The organism is Thalassospira sp. GO-4 (genome assembly GCF_023588965.1).
Taxonomy (GTDB): domain Bacteria; phylum Pseudomonadota; class Alphaproteobacteria; order Rhodospirillales; family Thalassospiraceae; genus Thalassospira; species Thalassospira povalilytica.
The window spans coordinates 3,315,454-3,341,985 of the sequence record NZ_CP097807.1 but is presented as its reverse complement, the minus strand read 5'-3'; the positions used below and the strand labels follow the sequence as shown (position 1 = coordinate 3,341,985).

The following is a 26,532-nucleotide window of genomic DNA, read 5'->3' as shown; positions in this document are numbered from 1 at the left end:
TTGAACAAGCAAAATGATTATGGCTTTTTTATCTGCGTGACCAACATCACAGAACAAATACCGCAGATATCAAAGGCGCCCGGCACACACACCGATAAGTGGTCTTTTAATTGCATGCACAATTTAAGATATCACTCAAGGAGGTGTTCTATGGTCGAGTTTCAAGGAAAGATGTCCATCGTCGGTGCGCGGTACCTGACCATGCCCAGACCGATTGATCCGCAAACCGGTGAATACAGCACCAAGTTTTCGCTTGATGAATGGAAAGACATCCAGGCCAAGCGCAAGGAACAATTCGAAACCTATCAGGCCAATGCCGAAAACCATCTGAACAGCTGGCTTGATGATAACAGCGACGCAGAGATCACACGCGCCTACTATCTTGATGATGAACTGGTTGCCGTGTTTGGCGAGGATAACGTCAATGTATCCAATGGCATGAATTACGCCATGGAGTATCGCTATGCACAAAGCGATGGCGAGGATCTTGGATATTCCGGGGATCAGTTAACCCGATATGTTGAAAACCGTATCGAGTTCGCGTTGCGTCGCGAATATGGCGACCGATTGACGGTCAAGGAAGGCCCCGCCGGGACACTTGGCACGCTGGCAGATTATCGCGAGGAACTGTTTGGCGGGGATCGATGGCCATCAGAAGAAAACATGCCGCCAATGCGCGAAATTGACTGGGATGCGCCATCACCGGCACAGGCAGGCACTTGGCAAGGACCAGTGGCCCTGATTGATACCCAGGCATTTCTCGACATCCGCACCATGAGACTTGAGACGCAGTAGGATAAGTAAAACAGCCGGACCGGCGGGGTCGGGGGAAAAAGACGGTCCGGCTGTTTCTGCAACGATGTCGGTTACTCCGCAGGCTGGTGTGCGTCAGCCTCATCAAGTGAACGAACTTCGTTGCGCCGGCCAATCATGCGTACAAGAACATAAAAGACCGGGGTCAGGATCAGGCCAAATATCGTCACGCCTAGCATCCCCGAGAACACGGCAATACCAATCGCGTGGCGCATCTCGGCACCGGCACCACTGGACAGAACCAGCGGCACGACGCCCATGATGAAGGCCAAAGAGGTCATAAGGATCGGGCGCAGGCGCAGACGGCTGGCCTCGATCGCGGCTTGAACGGTGCTGCGTCCCTGATGTTCAAGTTCGCGGGCGAACTCGACAATCAGGATGGCGTTTTTCGATGCCAGCCCGGCCAGCACAAACAGGCTGATCTGGGTGAAGATATTGTTGTCACCCCCGAACAGATAGACACCAAACACAGCAGACAGGATGCTCATCGGGACGATCAGGATCACGGCCAGTGGCATGGTCAGGCTTTCATACTGCGCGGCCAGAACCAGGAACACCAGAAGGATACAGATCGGGAAGATGAAGATCGCCGTATTGCCCGCCAGTATCTGCTGATAGGTCAGTTCCGTCCATTCATAGGACATGCCGGGCGGCAATGTTTCATCCAGAATCTTGCTGATCGCAGCCTGTGCCTCGCCGCTGGAATAGCCCGGGGCGGCGTTGCCATTCAGATCGGCCGACCGGAACGCGTTGTAGCGCATTGCCGTGTCCGGTCCGAATGTTTCAGATACCGACAAAACAGAGCCCAGCGGCACCATGTCGCCATCCGAATTGCGCGTTTGCAGACGCAGGATGTCCTCCGGGCTTGAACGATATGGCTTGTCGGCCTGTGCGATCACCTGATAGGTGCGGCCAAAGGCGTTGAAGTCATTGACATACATCGACCCAAGATAGACCTGCATGGTCCGGAAGATTTCATCAACCGGCACGCCAAGCTGCTGAACCTTGGTGCGGTCAAGGGTCGCCTGAAGCTGCGGCACATTGATGTTATAGCTTGAAAACACACCGGTCAGTTCCGGTGCCGCCCATGCCTTGGCAAGGACCTGTTTCATGGCATCATCAAGGGCGCGATAGCCCTGATCGGAGCGATCCTGAACCTGAAGCTTGAAGCCACCAACAGTCCCAAGTCCCTGAACCGGCGGTGCCGGGAAGATGGCAACAAAGGCCTCGTCAATGGCGGCAAATTTCTGTTGCAGCTTGCCCGCAATGGCAAGGCCCGACAGATCATCGCTTTTGCGTTCGTCAAAGTCGGTCAGCGTGACAAACACGATGCCGGCACTTGAACTGTTCACAAAGCCGTTGATCGAAAGCCCCGGGAAGGCCACGGCACTTTCAACACCGGGTTCCTTAAGCGCGATGTCAGACATTTCACGAATGACATCTTCGGTCCGGTCCAGTGTCGCGCCCTGCGGGAGCTGGGCGAAACTGACCAGATATTGCTTGTCCTGAAGGGGAACGAAACCCGTGGGCAGAATCTGGAAACCCTGCCAGGTCAGAACCAGCAACCCGGCATAAAGCGCCATCATGATGGCCTTTACACCCAGCAGACGCTTGACCCCGCCGGCATACATTTCCGTGCTGCGGTTAAAGAAGCGGTTAAAGCCGCGGAAGAACCAGCCAAAGACAAAGTCCATGCCACGCGTCAGCCAGTCTTTCGGCGCATCATGACCACGCAGAAGGACCGCCGACAAAGCCGGGCTCAGCGTCAGCGAGTTGATGGTTGAAATGATCGTCGCAATGGCGATGGTCAGGGCAAATTGCTGATAGAACTGGCCGGTCAGGCCGGAAATAAAGGCAATCGGCACAAACACACCGGTAATCACAAGCGAGGTTGCGATGATCGGACCGGTCACTTCGCGCATGGCCGCAACCGTTGCATCGCGCGGAGAAAGACCCCGTTCGATGTTACGTTCAACGTTTTCGACCACAACAATCGCGTCATCAACCACGATCCCGATCGCCAGGATCAATCCGAACAGCGACAGCACGTTGATCGAAAAGCCCATCAGAAGCATCAGGGCAAAGGTCCCGATGATCGATACCGGCACAGCCAGCAACGGAATGATTGATGCCCGCCAGGTTTGCAGGAAGATCGTCACCACGATCACCACAAGGGCGATGGCCTCCAACAACGTCTTGATCACCGATTTGATCGAGCCGCGCACAAATACGGTCGGGTCATAAACAATCGAGTAATCGAGATCGTCGGGGAAGTTCTGTTTGAGTTCTTCCATGGTCGCGCGCACATTGCTTGAAATATCAAGCGCGTTTGACCCCGGGGATGCAAAGATCGGAATGGCGACCGCGGGCTTGTTATCAAGCAGGGAACGCAGCGCATATTGCTGGGCTTCCATTTCGACACGCGCCACATCGCCAAGACGCGTAATCGTGCCATCGGCTTCGCGTTTGATGATGATGTTCTGGAATTCTTCAGGGGATTCCAGACGGCCACTGATATTGATCGGCAACTGGAACTGCACACCACTGTCATAGGGTGCACCACCGATGATGCCGGCTGCGACCTGGACGTTCTGGCTTTGGATGGCGGCAACCACTTCGCCCGCGGTCAGGTTACGTTCGGCAACCTTGTCGGGGTTCAGCCAGACACGCATGGCATAATCGCCCGATCCGAACAGGCCAACCTGCCCGACGCCACTGATACGTGCCAGACGGTCACGGACATTGAGCGTCGCATAATTGCGCAGATACAGCATGTCATAGCGTTCATTGGGCGAACGCAAATGCACGACCATGGTCAGATCAGGGGATCGTTTGGAAACGGTCACACCAAGCTGACGCACGATATCAGGCAGGCGCGGCTCGGCCTGTGATACGCGGTTCTGGACCTTTTGCTGGGCCAGATCGGGATCGGTGCCAATTTCAAAGGTCACGGTCAGCGACAGGTTGCCGTCCGTGGTGGCCAGTGAGTTGACATAAAGCATCCCTTCGACCCCGTTGATCTGTTCTTCAAGCGGGGATGCAACAGTTTCGGCAATCTCGGCGGGGTTCGCGCCGGGAAACTTGGCTTCGACCACGATCGAAGGCGGCACGACTTCGGGATATTCCGAAATCGGCAAACGCCACATCGCAATCAGACCGGCCAGCAACATCAGCACCGACAAAACGCCGGCAAAGATCGGGCGGTCGACAAAAAATCTTGAGAGGTTCTGCATGATAGTAAGCCTTGCTTAGCGCGCCATCCGCATCCCTCAGGATGCGGCGGCCTGCAGAATTTCGGGGGCCACCGGCATGCCGGGGCGGACCTTCATGATGCCGTTGACGATGACAAGATCACCTTCGTTCAGGCCAGAGGTCACAATGCGCATACCGTTGATTTCCGCCCCCAGGGTGACCTGGCGATAGGCAACCGTATTGTCCGGTTCGACCACATAGACGAATTTGCGGTCCTGATCGGTGCTGATTGCTTCGGGCGAAACCGTGATGACATCCTGCTTGGCAAGCGTTCCGACCTGAAGGGCGGCAAAGGTGCCCGGCAGAAGGTTGCCATCGAGATTGTCAAACAGTGCGCGGGTGCGGATGGTCCCGGTGCGCGCATCAATCCGGTTATCGAAACTGTGCACATAGCCCGACACCTGACGCCCGTTTGACAGGGTCATGTTGACCGGGATGTTATGGGCAGCTTCGTCGATTTTGCCGTTATCCCCAATGCTGGCAAAGAAGGTCTGCTCGTCGAGATCGAAATCGGCATAGATTTTACCGGTCGAGACAATGGTGGTCAGAACCGGGGCATTCGGGCCGGCATTGACCTGGTTGCCAACGGTCAGTTCGACCCGGCTGACACGCCCGCTGATCGGGGCTTTGACAAAGGCATGATCCAGTTCGATTTCAGCCAGTTCAAGATTGGCCTTGGCGCGGGTGACCTGACTTTGTGCCACGCGATGGGCATTCAGGCGTTCGTCATAGACGCGCTTGGAAACCGTGCCGTTCGACACCAGCTTTTCCGCGCGTGCCTTTTCCTTGGCCGCCAGCGACAGATTCTGTTCGGCTGCGGCCAGTTCGGCACGGGCTTCGTTCACGGCGGCCTGATAGCTGCGCGGATCAATCACGGCAAGCACATCGCCCTTTTGAACAAGCTGGCCGTCTTCAAACCGGATTTCGACGATCGCACCGCTGACCTGCGGGCGCAGCTGCACTTCTTCAACCGCGCTCAGACGGCCGGAAAAATTGTTCCAAAGACGGACGGAACTGCTTTTGACGTTGGAAACGGTAACAGGGGTTGCCATCGGGGCGGTCTGAACCGCCACTTCGTCGGCAGATGAGCCAGAGATATGCAAGCCATATCCACCGGCAGCAGCAATCAGTGCCAATGCGGCAACTGGCAGCAAAATTTTGCGTTTTGATCGAGACTGCATCTTTTGATCTTCCAAATGGGTTGCGCCGCACACACGCGGCCCGTTTGGAGCTTAGATGCATACCAATCGGTTTGTTCGCAAGGGGAAGAAGGCAAAAAAATGGCGTTTTTTTAATTTTTATTGTTTTGTGACAGGAATGAAATCAGGAAAATATTCTGATAACTATCTGAATTTACATTGCAAATTAAGGATGCGATAGATCCCTTCGCGCAGATCAGACCGAACAGTATCAAGATCGTTAAAAACCTTGCCATAGGTCAGCAGACCATGGACATACTGGAAAACAAGCCGTGCCAGGGTGGTGACGTCACCATCTTCACCCAGCATGCCTTCGCCCTTCAGACCGCGCACCATCGAGGCCAGATATTTGATCTGTTCGTCAGCCAGTTCGCGCGAACAATTCTGGATTTCCATATCTTCGGGGCCGACCTGGCCGCCAGCAGTAAAGATCGGACAGACACAGACTTCGCTTTCGCCGGGCACGGCATAGCGTTCCTGCTTGTCACAAACCAGTTCGATATAGCGGTTAAGCTGTTCGACCGGCGGAACTTCGGGGGAAAAGATGGCGCGAAGCTCATCCTTGCCCTTTTCCCAGTGATGGCGGGCAGAGGCCGCAAACAGGGCCGCCTTGCTGTCAAAGTGATGATAGAACGCGCCCTTTGTCACGCCGGCATGCTTGCAGACATCACTGACACCGATATCGTGATAGCTGCGCGTTGACAGCAACTCGATCGCGGTTTCCAGAAGCTTGGTCCGGGTTTCTTCGGCGTTCCTCATGGCTTTGACCTGTATATTGATTATGGATCAGATATACGTACCGGTTGGTATTTTTCAAGGAAACCCAGCCGACACATTCCAAGATCATCATGTAAACATGGCAGGAGGATGACAGGAATGTTCAGAAATTCAAAGATTTAACTCGCGATGTGCGTGATGCACATAACAGCCATCAAAGCGGTATTTTTTTTCATCCCGCCCCGTTTCAATGACGAAATCCGGCCCCGAAACGACAAAAGAGGGCGCACAAGGCGCCCTCTTTGCACTGAGATGTTTGATGCCCGATCCGGATCAGGCCCCGATCAGCGCCCGCATCTGGCGGTTTGCCACCGTGATCATCGACAGATCGATCTGGCCCGCGGCGCGCAACTCGTTGATCAGTTCGTCACAGCGCGCACAACCACGCTGATGGGCAGCAACCCATTTATCAACAAGCTCGCTACCCGAGCTGCCTTTTTTGCCTTCGGCCAGAACAGCACGGGTCAGTTCGCGCTGATGACCAAACAGGTCATCAATCACTGCTGCACGTGCCAGTTTCTGCCAATGGGTTTCGGCTTCGATCGATTCTGCTGCGGCCCGCATCAGACCAAGCTGGAAGCGGGTTCCGACCGCGAAATAGGTCGATGCAACTTCGATGACGTCACGACCAGTTGCCTCGGCAATCCGGACCACATCACAAATCGCGACCATCTGAGCAACCGATGCGATGCGGCGCGCAAGTTCTTCCGGAACGCCCTGTGCGGTCAGCGACTGGGTTTTCTGTTCCAGTGCAGTCCGGAATGCAGCATCGGCAGGAACGATTTCATCAAAGGCCGAAATCACCTTGGATACTGCCGGACGGAACATTTCGATCTTGGCACCGACATTCAGGTCTTCGCAATTGCGCAGGAACCATTGGGTGACGTCATTGACCATGCGGTTGATGTCGCGGAACATGCTGGTCTGCAATTTGGCCAGCACCACGTTATCAAGGGCTTCGATCCCGGCCCAAAGATCACGCAGACCAAACACCGCACGGGTGATCAGATAACCGCGTGATACATCAACGGCCGAAAGACCGGTTGCTTCCATCATGTCATGCACGAACGTGCCACCAACCCGGTTGACCAGACTGTTGGTCGCCACCGTGGCAATGATTTCACGTTTCAGACGATGGCCCGAAATCGCATCCGTATATTTCTTGCGAAGCGGTGTCGGGAAATAGCGCACCAGTTCTTCGACCAGAATCGGATCATCAGGAAGATCGGATTCCAGCACTTCGTCATAAAGCCAAAGTTTGGCATAGGGCATCAGCACCGAAACTTCGGGGCGGGTCAGACCTTCATGCGCATTGGCACGACGTGCGAGTTCTTCATCATCGGGAAGATATTCGATTTCCCGGTTCAGACGGCCTTCGCGTTCCAGCATCCGGATCAGGCGCACCTGCGCATCAAGCAATTCCGAATTTGCCGCGTGGGCATTCGAAATGGCCTGACTTTGCAGATAGTTGTCGCGCAGAACCAGATCGCCGACCTCGTCGGTCATTTCGACCAGAAGCTTGTTACGCTGCTTTTCGGTCATATCACCGGCCGAAACGACTTCGCCCAGCAGGATCTTGATATTGACCTCATGATCCGAGCAGTTCACACCCGCTGCGTTGTCGATCGCATCGGTATTCAGACGACCACCGGCATGGGCATATTCAATACGGCCACGCTGGGTCGCACCAAGGTTTGCGCCTTCGCCCACCACCTTGGCCCGGACTTCGCGACCATTGATGCGGATGGCATCATTGGCACGGTCCCCGGCATCGGCATTGGTTTCGTGACTGGACTTGATATAGGTCCCGATACCACCGAACCACAGCAATTCGACATCGGCCTTCAGAATGGCCTTCATCATGTCGGCCGGGGTTACCTTGCCGCCATCAAGACCCAGAAGCTTGCGGACTTCGGGGGACGGATCAAGGGTTTTGGCCTTGCGGTCAAAGATGTCGCCGCCTTTTGACAGGACCTTTTTGTCATAGTCGGTCCAGCTTGAACGCGGCAGATCGAACAGGCGTTTGCGTTCGGCAAAGCTTTTTGCCGGATCCGGGTCCGGATCGACAAAGATATGCATGTGGTTGAAGGCCGCGACCAGTTTGATCTGTTCGGACAACAACATGCCATTGCCAAACACGTCACCGGACATGTCACCAACACCGGCGACGGTGAATGGCGTGGTCTGGATATCCTTGCCCATTTCGCGGAAGTGGCGTTTGACCGATTCCCAGGCACCGCGCGCCGTGATGCCCATTTTTTTGTGGTCATAGCCCTGCGACCCGCCCGATGCAAAGGCATCGTCAAGCCAGAAGCCATAATCACGGGCGACACCATTGGCGATATCGGAAAATGTCGCCGTGCCCTTGTCGGCGGCAACAACCAGATAGGGATCATCATCATCAAGACGACGGACCCGTTCCGGCGGAATGATTTCGCCGCCAACAATGTTGTCGGTGATATCGAGCATGCCGCTCATCAATGTTTTGTAGCAGGCAATGCCTTCTTCAAGGAATGCTTCGCGCGACCCGTCCGCAGGTGGACGCTTGACCACGAACCCGCCCTTGGACCCGACGGGCACGATCACCGCGTTCTTGACCATCTGAGCTTTGACCAGACCAAGAATTTCGGTGCGAAAATCTTCCTGACGGTCGGACCAGCGGATGCCGCCACGGGCAACCGGCCCACCGCGCAGATGGACAGCTTCGACCCGCGGGGAATAGACAAAGATTTCCCGCCACGGACGCGGCAGGGGTAAATCTTCGATCATGCCGGAATTGAATTTGACCGACAGATACGGTTTCGGATTTCCATCCGCACCATACTGGAAGAAGTTGGTGCGCAATGTCGACTGAACCAGATTGAGGAAGGCGCGCAAAATGCGGTCTTCGTCCGGGTTCATCACGTCTTCAAGACGGGTGATGATATCGGCCTCGATCACGTCGACTTCGGCGGCCAGACCCGGATCGCGATCCGGATCAAACTTGGCAATGAACAGCGACACAATCGCCGATGCCAGGGCCGGGTTATTGGCAAGGGTACGCGCCATATAGTTCTGCGAGAAGGCCGAGCCCATCTGACGGGTATAGCGGGCATAAGCCCGCAGGATGACGACTTCACGCCAGTTCAGATTCCCCAGCAGAACCAGACGGTTAAAGGCGTCATTTTCGACCTCGCCATGCCACATGCGCACGAACAGTTCCTGGAACTTGTCACGGACGTCATGCAGATTGAACTCACCATCGACAACCACACCGAAATCATGGATCCGCACGTTGGTTTCAACATCGCGCGGGCTTACGGTAAACGGGTTCTCGGTGATGACCTTAAGCCCCATATTTTCAAGCATGGGCAGAACATCAGACAGCGGAACCGGCGCACCGGGATTGTAAATCTTGAAGCGCAGTTCGTTTTCGGCAGCCTCGATCGGGCGATACAGGTTCACCCGCAGGTCATTGGCCTTGATCACATCTTCGATGCGTTCAATATCAAGGGCCGCACTTTCGACGGTGAAACGTTCGCGATAGTCGCTTGAGAAACTTTCACCATAGCGACGATACAGCGCCAGACCACGTTCTTCGCCCATTTCACGGACAAGAACCTGACGCAATGTGTCGGTCCAGTCGCGGGCAACTTCCACCAGCTGGCGTTCGATTTCGGCAACGTCATATTCCGGCAGCTCACCCGGATTGGTTTTGACCAGCAAATGCAGACGCGCAAGCGGGCTGTCCCCGATCAGGGTGTAATGCGCGGTTACCTTGCCATCAAAGGCATCCTCGATGACTTTCTGGAACTTGAAGCGCAACTTGGTCGAGAACCGATCACGCGGACAGAACAGCTGACAGGATACAAACCGTTCAAACGCATCGCGACGGACAAACAGGGCAATGCGTTGACGTTCCTGCAAATGCAGGATGCCCATGCAAGTATGATACAGGTCATCGAGTTCGACCTGGAACAGCTCATCGCGCGGGAAAGTTTCAAGAATATTGACCAGCGCCTTGCCATCATGGCTGGCTGGCGGGAAGCCGGCACGCTTGACCGTTTCGGCAAGTTTCATGCGCAGAAGCGGGATCAGACGCGGGCTGAGGTTATAGGCGACCGAAGTAAACAGACCGACAAACAGATGCTGACCAACGACCTTGCCCTTGGCGTCGAACTGTTTGACGACGATGGTATCAAGATGCACCGGACGATGAACGGTGGATTGCTTGTTGGCCTTGGTCACCATCAGAAGGTTGGGGCTGGTGACGAAATCCTGAACTTCGGGCGACAGATTGCCGATCTGGCGCAGTTCATCAAAAACATGCGTTCCTTCACGCGACAGAATGCCCAGCTGGTTTTTCACCTCGACATCGACAGCACCCTTTTTGCCGCCGGTTTTGAAGCGGTATTCGCGATACCCAAGGAAGGTGAAGTGATCATTATGCAGCCAGCCAAGGAAATCCTTGACCTCCTGGCGGTCTTCCTCGGCAACGCCACCGGTGCTTTCACCGATTTCATCAAGAACCTCGGTGACCTTTTTAAGCATCGGCTGCCAGTCACGCACCGCCAGCGCAACATCGGTCAGCGCGTTTTCCAGACGGTCGTGAATTTTGGTCAGAACGGCCTGATCGGTCTGTTCGTCAATCTCGACATGCATTACCGATTCACGCGGGTCTTTTGACTCGTCCACCCCGGCCACCGACAGCAATTCACCACTGTCATCACGGGCAATGCGCATGATCGGGTGAATGACAAGATGCACGGTCAGATCAAGTTCATGCAGGGCCGATGTTACGGAATCGACCAGAAACGGCATGTCGGTATTGCTGATTTCGATCACGGTGTGATCGGATTTCCAGCCGTGCTCTTCAAGATCGGGGTTATAGACCCGGATCTTGGCAGCATCGGCGGACGGGCGCTTTTGCGCGAATTTATAAAGCGTCAACGCCGCGCCATAAAGCGAGTCGACCGATCGACCCGCCATGTCGTCAGGCGGAACATCCTTATAAAAAAGGCGAACGAATGCTTCTGCATCCTTCGCCGTCTTGCCTTTTATGCGTTGCTTGATTTGTTCGACAACTTTGTCGATGACTTCCCGTTTCGGGTCGTCTTTTCGGGCTTTCATGTCCAATTTCCCTTTTTCTCAGTTCTGTTTGCCAGAACCGAAACACCGACCTTTGCGGCCGGCATCACACACCACGGATGTCACATTTTATTTTTGGGCCGAAACCCGAAAGAAACCGGGGGAAAACCGCTATTGGATGACACGGATTTCCGAAGGATCCTTCCAAGGCTACACATAGCCGATCAATTGCCTAAAAACTATGCTTCTGCACAAAAAAAATTCATTTAACCAACAAGCTAGGCATCACCCATCTGATTAACTGTTAGGCAGTATTGTCACAGAATTTTGTTATTTGCTGCGACGCAAAATCACCTAAACTGTTTCCTTCTGCCACACACAGCCGATTCTTTCGCAACCGCACACCACATTGCCGGAGACACGCCATGCTGGAAGGCAAAAAGGGATTAATCGTTGGAATTGCCAATGACCTGTCCATTGCCTGGGGGTGTGCGCGCATTTTCCGACGCGAAGGTGCCGATCTTGCGGTCACCTACCTCAATGACAAGGCCGAACCCCATGTTCGCCCCCTGGCCCAAAAGGTCGATGCCGCGATCATCACCAAACTTGATGTCAGAGATGAACAACAATCTGACATGTTGTTTGCGCAGATCGAAAAACAATGGGGAAAGCTTGATTTTCTGTTGCATTCCATCGCTTTTGCCCCGGCAGATGCCCTGCACGGGCGGGTCGTTGATTGCTCGCGCGACGGATTTTTGGCCGCCATGGACATATCGTGCCATTCCTTTGCCAGGCTCGCCAAACGGGCCGAACCGCTTATGGGCGATGGCGGGACACTTTTGACGGTGACCTATATGGGATCGGAACGGGTTGTGGATCATTACGGGGTGATGGGCCCGGTAAAGGCCGCACTTGAAAGCACGACTCGCTATATGGCAGCCGAGCTTGGCGCCAAAGGCATCAGGTGCCATGCCATATCGCCCGGCCCGCTTTTGACCCGTGCGGCATCGGGCATCGCCGAATTTCAGCATCTTATGGATGAAACCGCCCAACGCGCCCCGTCAAAGCGCCTTGTCACCATTGACGAGATCGGTGAACTGGCAGCTTTTCTGGTCAGTGACCGTGCAAAGTCACTGACAGGCGATGTCGTCCATATTGATGGCGGTTACAACATCATGGGCTAGATCCGCAATCAGGCGCCCCGCCCGCATCGCCAAGACCCCGATTACCCACCCCTAGCATGCGCCAAGAAGCTTCCTAGCGGCGCTTGATGGCGTCGTCGGCCATTGGCGCGACCCGTTTGATCTGACGGGCCAATGCCAGTTTGTAATCCGCATCCGGGTCGGGTTCGGCCGCGGCAAACAGATCGGGGGCATCCCCGCCATTGATCTGAAGCATCCGCTGTTCGGTTTCCGTCTGGCTTTCGATGCGGCCTTCGACCAGATGGCGCAAATCAAACCCGGCTTCCTTCAATGCCGGTGCGATCAGCAAGGTCCGATGACAATCAAGCGGGTCCTTTTCCGCACACATCAGGCAAATACGGTACTTTTCCGCCCCGCTGACAAGCCGCGCGATCCCCGACCGGAAAGCAGGCGTTTGCGCCATCAGGCCATAATCAAGCTGCCCGTCCGGATACAGCGCGGGGGTCTGGGGCTTGCCACCCATGACATCGCCCATAAAGACATAGGCAATGCCGTTTTCGCGCAAAAACGGCCCGAAACTGTCCGCATCAAAAGCCGTCCAGTAACTGGATCGCTTGAATGTCCTGATATCAGCAACTGCCGTGATGCCCTGCGCCTTGAAAAGCGCAAGCAAACTGTCGCGGTCATGCCCGGCATAGCCGACAGTAAAGATGATGCGATCTGGATTATGCGAAGTGGTCGAAGCTTGATGTTGCATAGGGCCAAGAAACGATAATTCGACCCAAGCTGCAAGATTGATGGTGACTCCGTCACGCAATCGCAAAAAGCAAAAGGCCGCCCCGAAGGACGGCCTTTGAACTTTCATCATGGAGCGGGCGAAGAGATTCGAACTCTCGACCCTAACCTTGGCAAGGTTATGCTCTACCCCTGAGCTACGCCCGCATCATCATGAAAGCGATGCTTGTGGAAACCGTCTGATGGAGCGGGCGAAGAGATTCGAACTCTCGACCCTAACCTTGGCAAGGTTATGCTCTACCCCTGAGCTACGCCCGCATTCATCAGTTTGTTTCCTGCCCCTGTGGAGCGGCGCGGATAATAGCCCAACAAAGAGCGATTGCAACCCTTTTTTCCGCGAAATCGTAACATTGCAAATTTTGGCGGTTTTCCTTGACTTTACGAGGTCCAATTGCCGAAATCCGACCGTGCCGACGCAAATTTGCGTCCCGTTCCGAACTTGGCTATCTTCGCGCACTACATCCGTAAGGGAAAGAGCATGAGCGATCCATCAACCGTACTTTTCGATCAACTGGCAAAATTGGGAATCGAAACGACGACTCACGAGCATGTTCCGCTTTTTACGGTCGAGGATTCGCAAAAGCTGCGCGGGGATCTGCCGGGCCTTCATTCCAAGAACCTTTTTGTCAAAGACAAGAAAGGGGCGATGTGGCTGGTTGTGGCCGAGGAAGAAACCGAAATCCGCATGAACCACCTGCACAAACGGCTGGGCTGTGCACGCCTGTCTTTTGGCAAACCGGAATTGCTGATCGAAACATTGGGGGTCAAACCGGGCTCTGTCACACCCTTTGCGCTGATCAATGACCGGGAACGACAGGTCAATCTGGCGCTGGATGCGAAGCTTGCCAGGGGCGATGTTTTGAATTTTCACCCCTTGCGAAATGACCGCACCACGACAATTTCGTCCCAAGACCTGTTGAAATTCATCGACTCCCTGGGCTACGAAGCCCTGGTCATTGATTTCGATGCAGAACCGGAACCGGCAGCCCCCTAACTGAATGGCGGACACCTAAGGTAAACCATTATAAATACTTATATTTAACTATAGTAATACACCTATTTCACATGCCTGCCTCTTGTCGTCCGGGCACTGCGGCATCATCTAGAATTTCAGAATTAGCGAGTGACCTACTATGTCGATTATTCTTGACGCGAATGCGCCTGAGACCGCCACCAATCAGAATCAGGCTTCTGACCTGATCAAGGACAGCAGTGTAGAAACGTTTGTCCAGGACGTGATCGAGCCTTCCATGGAAGTTCCCGTGGTGGTCGATTTCTGGGCACCGTGGTGCGGTCCGTGCAAAAACCTGACGCCGGTGATTGAAAAAGTCACCCGCGAAGCTGGCGGTCGCGTAAAGCTCGTCAAAATCAACATTGATGAAAACCAGGAACTGGCGATGCAGCTGCGCATCCAGTCGGTTCCGACTGTCTATGCCTTCAAGGGCGGTCGCCCGGTTGACGGTTTTCAGGGTGGTCAGCCCGAAAGCGAAGTGCGCGCCTTTTACGAACGCCTTGCCGGTGGCCCGATCGAAAGCCCGGTCGAAGCACTTCTTGAACAGGCGGCCACCGCCCTTGCCAATGATGACATCCAGTCGGCCTATGGCCTTTACGGTGCCGTTCTTGAACGGGATGGCGAAGGCGAAAACGAACAGGCCACAGGTGGCGTGATCCGTTGTCTGGTCGCGATGGAAGAACTTGAAGCAGCGCGCCAGTATGTCGATGACATGCCAGAACAGCTGCGCCTGAAAGGCCCGGTCAGCGAAGCCATCAGCGCGCTTGAACTGGCCGAGACCGGCGTGTCGGGGGATGACCTTGAAGAAGCCCGCGCGCGGGCCGAAGCCAACCCCGATGATTTGCAGGCACAGTTTGATTACGGCATGGCGTGCTTTGCTGCCAATCAGCGCGATGCCGCCGTCGATGCCATGATCAGGATCATTCGCACCGACCGGCAATGGAACGAGGATGCAGGACGCACACAGCTCCTGAAGTTTTTTGAAGCCTGGGGCCCGATGGATCCTGCCAGTGTTGCCGGACGCCGGGCCCTATCGACGGTACTGTTTTCATGAGCATATGCGGTCCATTTGATCCGGCCTTTTCGGATCTTCCTGATGTCATGCCGGTTTTCCCGCTTAGTGGTGCGCTTTTACTGCCGCGCGGGCATTTGCCGCTGAATATATTTGAGCCACGCTACATGAATATGGTGGCCGACGCATTGGGACAGGACCGCATTTTCGGGATGATTCAACCGCGCCCCGACCAGCATAAAAACTATTTCATGGACCCGGACCATCCGGAAATCTTTTCGACCGGATGTGCCGGGCGCATTACCGCCTTCAGCGAAACCGACGATGGCCGGTTTCTGATCACGCTGACCGGCGTATGCCGCTTTAACGTGATTGAGGAATTGCCTTGTACCGATGGCGGATATCGCATGGTCCGCGGCGATTTTTCCCCGTGGAAAGACGATCTGGATATCCCGGCCGATGACACCCCGATCAATCGCGACCGGCTGCGCATCGCACTTGAGGCCTATTTTGCCCAGCATTCCCTGCGATCATGCTGGGATACACTGGCCGACAGCGATGATGAAATGCTGATTACGACCATTTCGATGGGGTGTCGGCTCAGCCCGCTTGAAAAACAGGCTTTGCTCGAATGCACAACCTTGTATGATCGGGGCGATATGCTGACCACGCTGCTTGAAATGGCGGTCCATGCCGGCCCCAAACAGGTACATGGCAGCGCCAATTGATTGTCCATGCCATTCTTTGTGATGGCACCCGAACCCAAAGGCCGAATTCATGACTGCGACCCACAGCCCGGTAGACCCGAAACTGCTTGAAATCCTTGTCTGCCCGGTAACCAAGCAGGCGCTTGAATATGATCGTGAAAACAACGAACTGATCAGCCCGAAGGCCGGTCTGGCCTATCCGATCCGTGACGGCATTCCGATCATGTTGCCCGACGAAGCCCGCCCGATCGAAGACTGATCAGATCAGGCCATCATGTCACAGGACGGCTTCACACCGGAATTCACCCCCGTCGAGATCAATTATCTGCGCGATGACCGCATTCTTGAGGTCATCTGGGATGACGGCGTATCGACACGTCTAAGCGCAGAGCTTCTGCGTGTTGAAAGCCCGTCCGCCGAAGTGCAGGGCCATCACCCGTCCGAGAAAAAGATCATCGCCGGACGTCGACATGTCGGGATCATCGATATTGTGCCAGTCGGCAATTATGCCGTGCGCATCGGCTTTGATGACCTGCATGATAGCGGACTTTATAGCTGGCATTATTTGCGCGAGCTTCATGACAAGCAGGACAAACTTTGGTCGGATTACCTTGCCGCCCTTGAAGCACGCGGCCTGTCACGCGACCCGAAGCGCTAACCTGCAAACTTTCCCGTCATTCATGACCAATAAAAAACGGCCCTGCCAGCGGCAGGACCGTTTTTGCGTCTTCAGACCGTGACACTTTGTGTCACAGATAGAAATCAGAAGCGATAGCCAACACCAACGCCGAAGACCCATGGGTCAAGATGTGCTTTGGAGGTATTGGCACCGTTATTGATGCTGACATCGGTATCAAGGAAGATTTTCTTCACATCGAAGTTAACCGACCACGGACCGGAAATGGCATAGTCAAAACCGGCCTGGAACGCGTAACCGAAACCATCGTCATATTTGACCGAGTTGAACTGACCCGGCTTGGAATCGTAGAAGAAGGTATAGTTGATACCTGCACCGACATACGGGCTCCAACGGCTTTCCGGCATGAAGTGATATTGCAGAGTCAAGGTCGGCGGTAACAGGCGAACCGAGCCGGCGTCCAGATTAGGGTTCTGCCAGTCAAGATCATGCTTGGTCGTTGCTGCAATCAGCTCAAGCACCAGGTTGTTGGTCAGGAAGTATGAAAAATCGACTTCCGGCACGACGTCATTGCTCAGCTTACCTTCACCGCTGCCAATCGTATCGTCATAAGTGTCTTCATCCGGTACCATCGCAATACCGCGAGCACGAATAACAATGTCACCAGCCTGTTTGGTTTTGAATTCTGCGGACTGTGCATAGGCCACATTGCCGGTAAGCAAGGCCGCTGCCATCAGGCCACCCAATGCAGTCGCGCCCATCGTTTTCTTCAAGAATGACATTGTCTGTCCCCTTTTTCCGTAGTTCAGATCGAAGGGGACATTGCGCCTTTCTGATTGATGACTTGTTGACACATATCAACAGTCATTGACTAAAAACGACAGTGTTTTGAATGGTTTTAAATGAACCTTGATCAGTAATGACCATTAAAGCGACTTACCCTGCATCAATTTCGGCAGTGTTCCGGCATAGCCCATGGCATGGGACATGAAGGTCTTTTTAAGCGGCGGGATTTTCTGAACCACTGCCAGACCGATATCGCGTGCCCAGCGTATCGGGGCAATGTCATTGGAAAACAGCCGGTTGGTCAGATCGGTCACCGCCAGCATCACCGTATTGTCGAACCGGCGCCATTGTTCATAATCGGCCAGCACATCGGCACTGCCGATATCACGGCCCAGACGGCGCGCATTGACCAGGATTTCGGCAAGAACCGCGACATCGCGGATTCCCATATTCAGGCCCTGACCGGCAATCGGATGCATGCCATGTGCCGCGTCCCCGATCAGGGCAATGCGATCCTGGGTATAGTGATAGGCATGCTGAAGCCCGAGCGGATAACAGAAGCGCGGCCCGACAACTTCCAGATCACCAAGATAGCCGTCGAAACGACGATGCAATTCATCAACAAAGGTTTCTTCGTCAAGATTGACCAGATAATTGGCAAGGTCAGTCCCCTCGGTCCAGACGATTGAACAGCGGTTATCGGTCATTGGCAGGATCGCAAACGGACCGGCCGGCAGGAAATGCTCGACCGCCAGACCATTATGGGGCTGCTTGTGCTTGACCGTGCAGACCACCGCACTTTGCTTGTAACTCCACTGATAGGTTTTGATGCCTGCCCATTTGCGCAGCATCGAATTGCGACCTTCGGCCCCGACAGCCAGTGGTGCGCGCACGGAACGGCCATCATCAAGGGTGATGGTCATGCCGCCCTGGTCGCGGGCAATTTCAGAAACACGGGCCGGTGCAATCATTTCCACCAGATCGTTTTTGGCAATTGCACGATAAAGCGCCCCGCGGGTCACAAGGTTTTCAACAATATAACCCAGCGGCTCGTCACCAATATCGTGATGGTCGTAATGCAGGAAAAGCGGGCTTTGACCATCCGCGATCCGGATATCAAGGATCGGCTCGGCCTCGTCAGCCATATGTTTCCAGGCCCCGACCACATCAAGCACCGATTTGGACGCCGCCGCGATTGCACAGGTGCGACCATCGTAATTTGCACTCAGGATCGTTTTGGGATCTGCGTAATCGATCACAACCGACTTCATGCCTCCGTGGGCCAAAGCAAGCGCCATCGCCGCCCCGTTCAGACCACCGCCCAGAATGACGACATCGGTATGAAGTGCCTGTTGATCATGCATCTCGAAATATCCTGTTTCAGTCGGCTCCGTCGATCCCGCTGTCTTACGGCCTTTGATCACAGGACGGCGTTGACCTGACGCAATATTCATAACCGCAATTGATTACAGCCCATATTTACCCCGCCCGGAACGCCCCCACAACCCGCCCCGGTCACTCTGGCCCGGGAATTGTCATGTGATGATATTTACGGCGGTCTGCCCACGCCCGGATCACCGGCCAGATCCGCGACAGGCTCCGATTAAATAATGGCGGAATCCCGCCACCGCACAGACCACCCATCCCCGAAAAAGCGCCAATATCTGCGCAATCCGCGACCTGCCATCGCCTTGAGCTACAACAGGTTTTTGCTGTTGTATTTCTTTGATTAAAAAATATGCACATTTTTTAAACAGAAACAGATTCTGTGCATATTTTAATCCACCAATTCCATTGGAATGTTCTGGCTCAACTCAAACGATCTTTGAATTTTTCATTACAAATCAATTGTTTAACAGTTTTATTTTGAGTCTGGCACGATTCTTGGTTTGGAAACTGCGACTGCGAAATCGTGATTACCACGTTGGTACTCAACGGATATGCCGGGAGGTCGCAATATTATGAAACTTGTTACTGCTGTCATTAAGCCGTTCAAACTCGATGAAGTCCGCGAAGCGCTCAGCGCGCTTGGCGTTCAGGGTCTGACGGTCACCGAAGTTAAAGGTTTTGGCCGTCAGAAAGGCCAGACCGAAATTTATCGTGGTGCTGAATACATGGTCAGCTTCCTGCCGAAGGTGAAGCTGGAAGTCGCCATCACGGATAATCTGGTCGATCAGGTTGTCGAAGCCATCACCAAAACTGCTCAAACCGGGAAAATCGGGGACGGTAAGATTTTCGTTCTTGATGTGAGCCAGGCGGTCCGTATCCGTACTGGTGAAACCGGCGACGACGCCCTGTAAGTCCAGAGACAAGGGGAGACATTATGACTATTTCCATGAAGAAAACCGGCCTTGCTGCTGTTGCAGCTACCGCCCTTCTGGCAATCGCTTCTCCGGCCTTTGCTCAGGACGCTGGCGTTTCGGCTGAGACCCAATACATTCTTAACACCTTCAGCTTCCTGTTCAGCGGCGCGCTGGTCATGTGGATGGCTGCTGGTTTTGCGATGCTTGAATCCGGCCTCGTTCGTACCAAGAACGTTTCGACCATTCTGTTCAAGAACATCGCGCTGTTTGCTGTTGCAGGTATCATGTATTACCTCATCGGCTACAACCTGATGTATATGGATGTTACGGGCTGGATCGGCTCGCTCAGCCTCTGGAGTGCTGATGATGCAGCAGCTCTGGGTGGTGACTTCTCTGGCGGTTATTCTGCAACCTCTGACTGGTTCTTCCAGATGGTGTTCGTTGCAACCGCAGCTTCGATCGTTTCCGGTACTGTTGCCGAGCGCATCAAACTGTGGCCGTTCATGATCTTCGTCGTCGTACTTACCGGCGTTCTGTATCCGATCACCGGTGCATGGACATGGGGTGGCGGCTGGCTCTCTGAAATGGGCTTTGCTGACTTCGCCGGTTCGACCATCGTTCACTCGGTTGGCGGCTGGGCTGCTCTGACCGGTGCGATCATCCTCGGTGCACGTAAAGGCAAATTCGGTGCAGACGGTTCGGTTCACCCGATGCCGGGCTCCAACCTTCCGCTTGCGACCCTTGGTACCTTTGTCCTGTGGCTCGGCTGGTTCGGCTTCAACGGTGGTTCCCAGCTTGCTATGGGTTCCGGCGCTGATGTCATCGCGATTGCCAACATCTATGGCAACACCTCGATGGCTGCTGCTGGTGGTGTTGTTGCCGCTGCGATCCTGACCCAGATCCTTTACAAAAAGGTCGACCTGACCATGGCACTTAACGGTGCGCTGGCTGGTCTGGTTTCGATCACGGCTGGTCCGGACACCCCGACCATCGGTTCTGCCATCATCATTGGCGCAATCGGCGGCATCCTGGTTGTCATCGCGGTTCCGCTGCTCGACAAACTGAAAATCGACGACGTCGTTGGCGCAGTTTCGGTTCACCTTGTTTGCGGTATCTGGGGCACGCTTGCTGTTCCGTTCACCAATGACGGTGCATCGTTCGGTGTTCAGCTGACCGGTATCGTTGCAATGGGTGCCTTCACCATCGTTGCTTCGGCGATCGTCTGGCTCATCCTGAAGTTCACCATCGGTATCCGCCTGTCTGAAGAAGACGAGGCAATGGGTTCGGATGCTGCTGAACTTGGTCTGGAAGCATACCCGGAATTCGGTAAGGGTTCCCAGCGCTTCTAAGCAAACAGATTTCCTGACGGGTATCGGGTTCGCCCGATACCCTGCCTGTCAGACCAACTGGCCCGCCCGGGATGCATCCCAGGCGGGCTTTTTGTATGCAGTGCTGCCTTTTTGGGCAGCGATTTGGTCACTGCGAAGGCAAAACCCGTTTTTCACAGCAGTCGCACATCCCCCACCCCAAGCGACGATTTCGACGCCAGACCGTTGATGCTGCTGGCCTGATGGCGGTTCGAACCATTTCTGGCACGAAAATTGATCTTGGCAGCTCCGAACCAGAGTCCGGCTACCCCGAAAAGACCGGACCGAGAGGAAACGCTATAAAGGGGGATGCCTTATGGAGGCCTTCCAGACTGCCTCGGACGTGTTTTTCGTCCTGATGGGCGCCATTATGGTGCTTGCGATGCATGCCGGTTTTGCCTTTCTTGAAGTCGGCACCGTGCGAAAAAAGAACCAGGTCAATGCTCTGGTTAAGATCATTGTCGATTTTGCCGTTTCGACAATCGCCTATTTCTTTGTCGGATACAGCATCGCCTATGGTGTTGATTTCCTTACAAGTGCTGCTGTATTGAGCGGCCATGCGGGCAGCGACGGCGTGCCTGTTTTTGCCTCAAGCGGTTATGATCTTGTCAAATTCTTCTTCCTGCTGACATTCGCCGCAGCAATCCCGGCCATCATTTCAGGTGGCATCGCGGAACGCGCACGTTTCTATCCGCAGCTTCTTGCAACGGCCATTCTGGTCGGTGTGTGCTATCCGCTGTTTGAAGGCATGGTCTGGAACAACAATTTCGGTTTCCAGGACATGATCGAAGCCACATTTGGCGCGCCGTTCCATGATTTTGCAGGATCCATCGTCGTGCATGCGGTCGGGGGCTGGATCGCACTTGGGGCTGTCATCAGCCTTGGCGTTCGGCGCGGCCGTTACAGCAAAACCGGCGGATTGATCGGTATTCCGCCGTCCAATATTCCGTTCCTGGCACTGGGATCGTGGGTTCTGTGCGTGGGCTGGTTCGGCTTTAACGTCATGTCCGCACAATCGGTTTCGGGTATTACCGGTCTTGTTGCCGTGAATTCGCTGATGGCGATGGTTGGCGGCATTCTGACCGCGCTGATTGCCGGGCGCAACGATCCGGGCTTTGTCCATAACGGTGCGCTTGCCGGGCTTGTCGCGGTTTGCGCCGGGTCCGATGTCATGCATCCGATCGGGGCGCTGGTGACCGGCGGGCTTGCCGGGGTTCTGTTTGTCTGGGGCTTTAACCAGTGTCAGGCCAAATGGAAAATCGATGATGTTCTGGGTGTCTGGCCGTTGCATGGCATGTGTGGCCTGCTGGGGGGCATTGCATGCGGTATCTTTGGTCTTGAGGCCCTTGGCGGCATGGGCGGCGTGTCGCTTGGTGCGCAGCTTGCCGGATCGTTGATCGGGGTTGCCTTTGCCACGATTGCCGGCTTTGTCGTGTATGGCGCGATCAAGAAAACCGTCGGGTTCCGTCTTTCCGAAGAAGACGAATTTGATGGCGCGGATATTTCGATTCATAAAATCGGCGCCTATCCCGAGGATGACCTGCGGGCAAGCTAAGACCGCCCCGACATCCCGAGAAGATTTTTCGAAGCCCGGAAAGCCAGCCTTTCCGGGCTTTTTGCACCTTTGTCGCCAGTCTCTTAAATCTTTCTTTGCACTTTTGGCATAGGGGTAAAGTCAGGGGAATTTACCCATATTCTGCATAACGGCCGCGTTCAGTGTGACGGGGCACAGATCAAGCTGGATTGACGACGACCATGTTTAACGAACGCCTGGATCAATTGCCTGCCTATCCGTTTCCGCGACTGGCGGCCCTGCTTGACGGGATCGAACCCGGGCAATCCCCGCTGGTGATGTCGATTGGCGAACCGCAACATGAACCCCCGGCAATGATCACCGAGGCGATGGTCAAACACGCATCGCTTTGGCACAAATATCCGCCCGGTTCCGGCACACCCGAATTGCGCGACGCCATCAAGAACTGGCTTGATCGCCGCTATAACCTGCCGGCCGGCATGATCCATCGCGATGACCATGTATTGCCCGTCGCTGGCACACGTGAAGCCCTTTATCTGATTGCCACCACCGTCATTCCGCAAGATCAGCCGGGCCAAAAGCCCAAGGTGCTGCTGCCCAACCCGTTTTATCAGGTCTATTGCGGCGCAGCGGTTCTGAATGACGCGGAAATGGTGCCGCTGGCAGCCGGTCCTGAGACCGGTTTTCTGCCTGATCTTGATCTGATTGATGAGGCGACACTTGATGCCTGTCGGCTGTTTTTCCTGTGTTCGCCCGCCAATCCGCAAGGCGCGATCGCATCGGCCGACTATATCGAACGCATGATCAATCTGGCGCGCAAGCATGATTTCGTTCTGGCGATGGATGAATGCTACGCCGATATCTATGACCGCGAAGCCCCGGTCGGCGCTCTTGAAATCTGTGCCAAACAGGGCGGAAACATGGACAATGTCCTTGTGTTCCATAGTCTGTCGAAACGATCCAGCGCACCGGGGCTGCGATCCGGTTTTGTCGCCGGGGATGCCAAAATCGTCAAACGCTTTACCGCCTTGCGCAGCTATTGTTCGGCGACCATTCCGATGCCGATCATGGCCGCATCGGTGGATTTGTGGAATGACGATGCCCATGCCGAGGCAAACCGGGATCTGTATCGCGCCAAGATCGATGTCGCGGCCGAAGTTTTCGGCAACCGGTTTGGCTTCTACCGACCGCCCGGGGGATTTTTCCTGTGGCTTGATGTCGGCGATGACGAAGCAGCGACCAAAAAGATCTGGAAGGAAGCCGGGGTTAAGGTCATCCCGGGCAGTTACCTTTCGATAACCGACAAGAATGGCCACAATCCGGGCAAACAGTTTATCCGCATTGCCCTTGTCCATGATCTTGCAACCACACGCGACGGGCTGACGCGGATTGCCGGGGCGCTTGAAAGCTAAGCCTGTCGCGCCCTTGCCATCATTCACCCCAAACAGGACTTAACCAGAACGGATACCCAGATGAGCAGTCAGTCGAACACTCTTGGAACCGCGTTTATGCCCGGCAGTCTCGTGACTTTGCTGAAGCGTAGCGGTTTGCGGATTTGCGGCCTTGGTCTGGTTTTCATTGCCATTGCCCTGTTCATCATGCTGATCGGGTTCCATCCGGGCGATCCGTCCTTTAACCATGCCACAGACCGCGGACCGATTTTCAACCCGCTGGGAATTGTCGGCGCCTATGGGGCGGATCTGATGCTCCGCACGCTTGGTCTTGCATCGGCCCTTCTGACGGTTCTGATGCTGGGCTGGGGGTTGCGCCTGATTGCGGTCAAACCGTTCAGCTGGATGTGGGTGCGGTTTCTGGTTCTGCCGCTTGCACTGTTGCTGGTTGCCATTTCAGCAGCCGCGATCCAGCCGGGCATGCATTGGCCGCTGACCGTGGGTCTTGGCGGGTTTGCCGGGGATCTGTTGCTGGCAAAGCTTCAATCCGGATTTGCCATGATTGGCGTTCCCGGGGCGCGTGCGCTGATTGCGCTGACATCCATGATCCTTGGTTTTGTTCTGACGATCTATTGCATGGCTTATTCCCTGTCGGACTGGGAACGTCTGGGCGGGGTTCTGTCCTATGCCGCGGGCAAGGTGATTGCCGGCATTCGCGCCGTCATCCCGCATGGCAGCAATGACGAACCGATTTCCAAACGCGCCCCCGGTTCGCGTCAGGAACCGTCACTTGATAAATCAAAATCCAAGCTGGGTTCGGCCATTTCGACCCGCAAGTCGGAACCGAAACTGGCCCCCGATGACAGTGATGACGACGATTTTGATGATGACAGCGTCGATAACGAACCACCGGTCCATATCGTCGCAGCACCGGCTGCCAAGCTGCAACCAAGCCAGAAGGCCGCCGCCCAGCGTCAGGCATCCTTTGATCTGGGATCGGATGAATATCGCTTCCCGCCACTTGATCTGCTGCACGAGCCCGACCCGGCCGATGCCGCCCAGATCGATCAGGAAGCCCTGGCACAGAATGCCCGTCTGCTTGAAACCGTTCTTCAGGACTTTGGCGTCAAGGGTGAAATCGTTCAGGTCCGCCCGGGTCCGGTTGTGACCCTTTATGAACTCGAACCGGCCGCAGGTGTAAAGTCATCGCGCGTGATCGGCCTTGCCGATGATATTGCGCGGTCCATGAGTGCGATTGCCGCCCGTGTTGCCGTGGTGCCGGGCCGCAACGTGATTGGTATCGAATTGCCAAATGCACGTCGCGAAACCGTGCATCTGCATGAAATTCTGGCATCAAGCGACTTTGACAAGAATACCGGCAAGCTCAATATGAGCCTGGGCAAGGATATCGGCGGCACCCCGGTGATTGCCGACCTTGCGAAAATGCCGCACTTGCTGATTGCCGGTACGACCGGTTCGGGTAAATCGGTCGGGGTGAACGCAATGATCCTGTCATTGCTTTATCGCCTGAAGCCCGAAGAATGCCGCTTTATCATGATTGACCCGAAAATGCTGGAACTGTCGATCTATGACGGCATCCCGCATCTTCTGACCCCGGTGGTCACCGACCCGCACAAGGCAGTCGTCGCCCTTAAATGGGCGGTGCGCGAAATGGAAGACCGTTATCGCGCCATGAGCCAGGTGGGCGTGCGTAACATTGCCGGGTACAACAAACGCATCAAGGAAGCGGCCGCCAAGGGCGAACAGCTTACCCGTCGGGTTCAGACCGGCTTTGATCCGGAAACCGGCAAACCGATCTTTGAAGATCAGGAACTGCCGATGGAGCCGCTGCCCTTTATCGTCATCATCGTTGACGAGATGGCCGACCTGATGCTGGTGGCGGGCAAGGATGTCGAAGCATCGATCCAGCGTCTGGCACAGATGGCCCGTGCGGCGGGTCTGCACCTGATCATGGCGACACAGCGCCCGTCGGTGGACGTGATCACCGGGACGATCAAGGCGAACTTCCCGACGCGTATTTCCTATTCCGTGACCTCGAAAATTGATTCGCGCACCATCCTTGGTGAAATGGGTGCCGAACAGCTTCTGGGGCAAGGCGACATGCTTTACATGGGTCAGGGTGGCCGTTTGCAGCGTGTTCATGGCCCGTTTGTATCGGATGAAGAAGTCGAAAGCATCGTCAAGCATCTGCGCGATCAGGGCGATCCGGCCTATCTTGAAACCGTTACCGAAGAACCCGAAGAAGATCCGATGGCCGCCTATATGGGTGGCGGCAATGCCGGTGCCGGCGGGAATGGTTCGGATGATGATCTTTATAATCAGGCGGTCGGCATTGTCCTTCGCGAGAAAAAGGCATCTACCAGCTTCATCCAGCGCAAATTGTCGATCGGTTATAACCGTGCTGCCCGCATCATCGAACAGATGGAAGAAAACGGCGTGGTGTCTGCTGCCAACCATGTCGGCAAGCGCGAAGTGCTGATGGAAAACATGGATGGCAGCCCGTACGAATACTGATCACCAAGACGGGCCAGTACAACCGGGTGCTGTGGCCCCAAATACTCAAAAAAGGCGGACCTGATCGGGTCCGCCTTTTTTCATGTCGGGCCCGCGACATTCCGCCACGGATAATGGCAATTACCACGCGATTGGCACGTTTGAACGGGAAGATGTGATTTATCATGAACTTGGCAAATATAATTTGAATTGTTTGCCATAGA

The 26,532-nt window shown here is 55.0% G+C and carries 19 protein-coding genes and 2 tRNA genes; 12 read left to right on the top strand and 9 right to left on the bottom strand.

Annotated elements, in window-relative coordinates; all coding sequences use genetic code 11:
- Window positions 1-150 precede the first annotated feature (150 nt).
- Window positions 151-795 (top strand): hypothetical protein, encoded by a 645-nt coding sequence (locus M9H61_RS15430; RefSeq protein ID WP_250281491.1) that lies wholly within the window; start codon window positions 151-153, stop codon window positions 793-795.
- Window positions 796-866: 71 nt separating this feature from the next.
- Here the strand turns inward: M9H61_RS15430 and M9H61_RS15425 are convergent, their stop codons facing one another.
- The 4 genes from M9H61_RS15425 to M9H61_RS15410 form a co-directional block, all read right to left on the bottom strand.
- Window positions 867-4,046 (bottom strand): efflux RND transporter permease subunit, encoded by a 3,180-nt coding sequence (locus tag M9H61_RS15425; RefSeq protein WP_250281489.1) that lies wholly within the window; start codon window positions 4,044-4,046, stop codon window positions 867-869.
- A 36-nt stretch (window positions 4,047-4,082) separates the two neighbouring features.
- The gene (locus tag M9H61_RS15420) at window positions 4,083-5,246 is read right to left on the bottom strand and encodes an efflux RND transporter periplasmic adaptor subunit (RefSeq protein ID WP_250281486.1); all 1,164 of its coding nucleotides are present in this window, start codon (window positions 5,244-5,246) and stop codon (window positions 4,083-4,085) included.
- Window positions 5,247-5,408: 162 nt separating this feature from the next.
- Window positions 5,409-6,023: a TetR/AcrR family transcriptional regulator gene (locus M9H61_RS15415; protein ID WP_101248243.1), complete on the bottom strand. Its 615-nt coding sequence runs from the start codon at window positions 6,021-6,023 to the stop codon at window positions 5,409-5,411.
- Between the two features lie 291 nt (window positions 6,024-6,314).
- The gene (locus M9H61_RS15410) at window positions 6,315-11,150 is read right to left on the bottom strand and encodes an NAD-glutamate dehydrogenase (protein WP_250281484.1); all 4,836 of its coding nucleotides are present in this window, start codon (window positions 11,148-11,150) and stop codon (window positions 6,315-6,317) included.
- Window positions 11,151-11,533: 383 nt separating this feature from the next.
- Here M9H61_RS15410 and fabI point away from each other — a divergent pair, with 383 nt between their 5' ends.
- Window positions 11,534-12,292 carry an enoyl-ACP reductase FabI gene (gene fabI, locus M9H61_RS15405; protein ID WP_114111985.1) on the top strand — a complete coding sequence of 253 codons (759 nt, stop codon included), beginning with the start codon at window positions 11,534-11,536 and terminating at the stop codon, window positions 12,290-12,292.
- Between the two features lie 73 nt (window positions 12,293-12,365).
- Here fabI and M9H61_RS15400 read toward each other — a convergent pair whose 3' ends face one another.
- The 3 genes from M9H61_RS15400 to M9H61_RS15390 form a co-directional block, all read right to left on the bottom strand.
- The gene (locus M9H61_RS15400; RefSeq protein ID WP_250281483.1) at window positions 12,366-13,007 is read right to left on the bottom strand and encodes a DUF488 family protein; all 642 of its coding nucleotides are present in this window, start codon (window positions 13,005-13,007) and stop codon (window positions 12,366-12,368) included.
- A 110-nt stretch (window positions 13,008-13,117) separates the two neighbouring features.
- Window positions 13,118-13,192 (bottom strand) — tRNA-Gly (locus M9H61_RS15395).
- A 36-nt stretch (window positions 13,193-13,228) separates the two neighbouring features.
- Window positions 13,229-13,303: transfer RNA gene (locus tag M9H61_RS15390), tRNA-Gly, on the bottom strand.
- A 220-nt stretch (window positions 13,304-13,523) separates the two neighbouring features.
- On the opposite strand from M9H61_RS15390, the gene M9H61_RS15385 reads away from it, so the two are divergent.
- The 5 genes from M9H61_RS15385 (at window position 13,524) to M9H61_RS15365 (ending at window position 16,434) form a co-directional block, all read left to right on the top strand.
- Window positions 13,524-14,039, top strand: a complete 516-nt coding sequence (locus M9H61_RS15385) for a prolyl-tRNA synthetase associated domain-containing protein (RefSeq protein WP_250281481.1) — start codon at window positions 13,524-13,526, stop codon at window positions 14,037-14,039.
- Between the two features lie 139 nt (window positions 14,040-14,178).
- Window positions 14,179-15,111, top strand: a complete 933-nt coding sequence (trxA, locus tag M9H61_RS15380) for a thioredoxin (protein WP_250281479.1) — start codon at window positions 14,179-14,181, stop codon at window positions 15,109-15,111.
- Window positions 15,108-15,797, top strand: coding sequence for an LON peptidase substrate-binding domain-containing protein (locus tag M9H61_RS15375; protein ID WP_250281477.1), 690 nt, complete (start codon window positions 15,108-15,110; stop codon window positions 15,795-15,797). The genes trxA and M9H61_RS15375 overlap by 4 nt, the downstream gene beginning before the upstream one ends.
- Window positions 15,798-15,846: 49 nt before the next feature.
- A complete protein-coding gene (locus tag M9H61_RS15370; protein ID WP_101246487.1) occupies window positions 15,847-16,035 on the top strand; it encodes a Trm112 family protein in 189 nt (62 codons plus the stop codon).
- Window positions 16,036-16,050: 15 nt separating this feature from the next.
- Window positions 16,051-16,434: a gamma-butyrobetaine hydroxylase-like domain-containing protein gene (locus M9H61_RS15365; RefSeq protein WP_250281475.1), complete on the top strand. Its 384-nt coding sequence runs from the start codon at window positions 16,051-16,053 to the stop codon at window positions 16,432-16,434.
- 104 nt (window positions 16,435-16,538) lie between these two features.
- On the opposite strand, the gene M9H61_RS15360 is transcribed toward M9H61_RS15365, so the two are convergent.
- Window positions 16,539-17,195 (bottom strand): OmpW family protein, encoded by a 657-nt coding sequence (locus tag M9H61_RS15360; RefSeq protein ID WP_250281474.1) that lies wholly within the window; start codon window positions 17,193-17,195, stop codon window positions 16,539-16,541.
- Between the two features lie 144 nt (window positions 17,196-17,339).
- The gene (ubiH, locus tag M9H61_RS15355) at window positions 17,340-18,563 is read right to left on the bottom strand and encodes a 2-octaprenyl-6-methoxyphenyl hydroxylase (protein WP_250281472.1); all 1,224 of its coding nucleotides are present in this window, start codon (window positions 18,561-18,563) and stop codon (window positions 17,340-17,342) included.
- Between the two features lie 597 nt (window positions 18,564-19,160).
- Between ubiH and M9H61_RS15350 the strand changes: the two genes are divergently transcribed.
- From M9H61_RS15350 to M9H61_RS15330, 5 genes are all read left to right on the top strand, one after another.
- A complete protein-coding gene (locus tag M9H61_RS15350; RefSeq protein ID WP_007088725.1) occupies window positions 19,161-19,499 on the top strand; it encodes a P-II family nitrogen regulator in 339 nt (112 codons plus the stop codon).
- 23 nt (window positions 19,500-19,522) lie between these two features.
- A complete protein-coding gene (gene amt / locus M9H61_RS15345; RefSeq protein WP_250281470.1) occupies window positions 19,523-20,851 on the top strand; it encodes an ammonium transporter in 1,329 nt (442 codons plus the stop codon).
- Window positions 20,852-21,185: 334 nt separating this feature from the next.
- The gene (locus M9H61_RS15340) at window positions 21,186-22,424 is read left to right on the top strand and encodes an ammonium transporter (protein ID WP_228194741.1); all 1,239 of its coding nucleotides are present in this window, start codon (window positions 21,186-21,188) and stop codon (window positions 22,422-22,424) included.
- A gap of 200 nt (window positions 22,425-22,624) precedes the next feature.
- Window positions 22,625-23,815, top strand: coding sequence for an aminotransferase class I/II-fold pyridoxal phosphate-dependent enzyme (locus tag M9H61_RS15335; protein ID WP_250281468.1), 1,191 nt, complete (start codon window positions 22,625-22,627; stop codon window positions 23,813-23,815).
- Window positions 23,816-23,875: 60 nt separating this feature from the next.
- Window positions 23,876-26,329 (top strand): DNA translocase FtsK, encoded by a 2,454-nt coding sequence (locus tag M9H61_RS15330; RefSeq protein ID WP_101246494.1) that lies wholly within the window; start codon window positions 23,876-23,878, stop codon window positions 26,327-26,329.
- Window positions 26,330-26,532 lie beyond the last annotated feature (203 nt).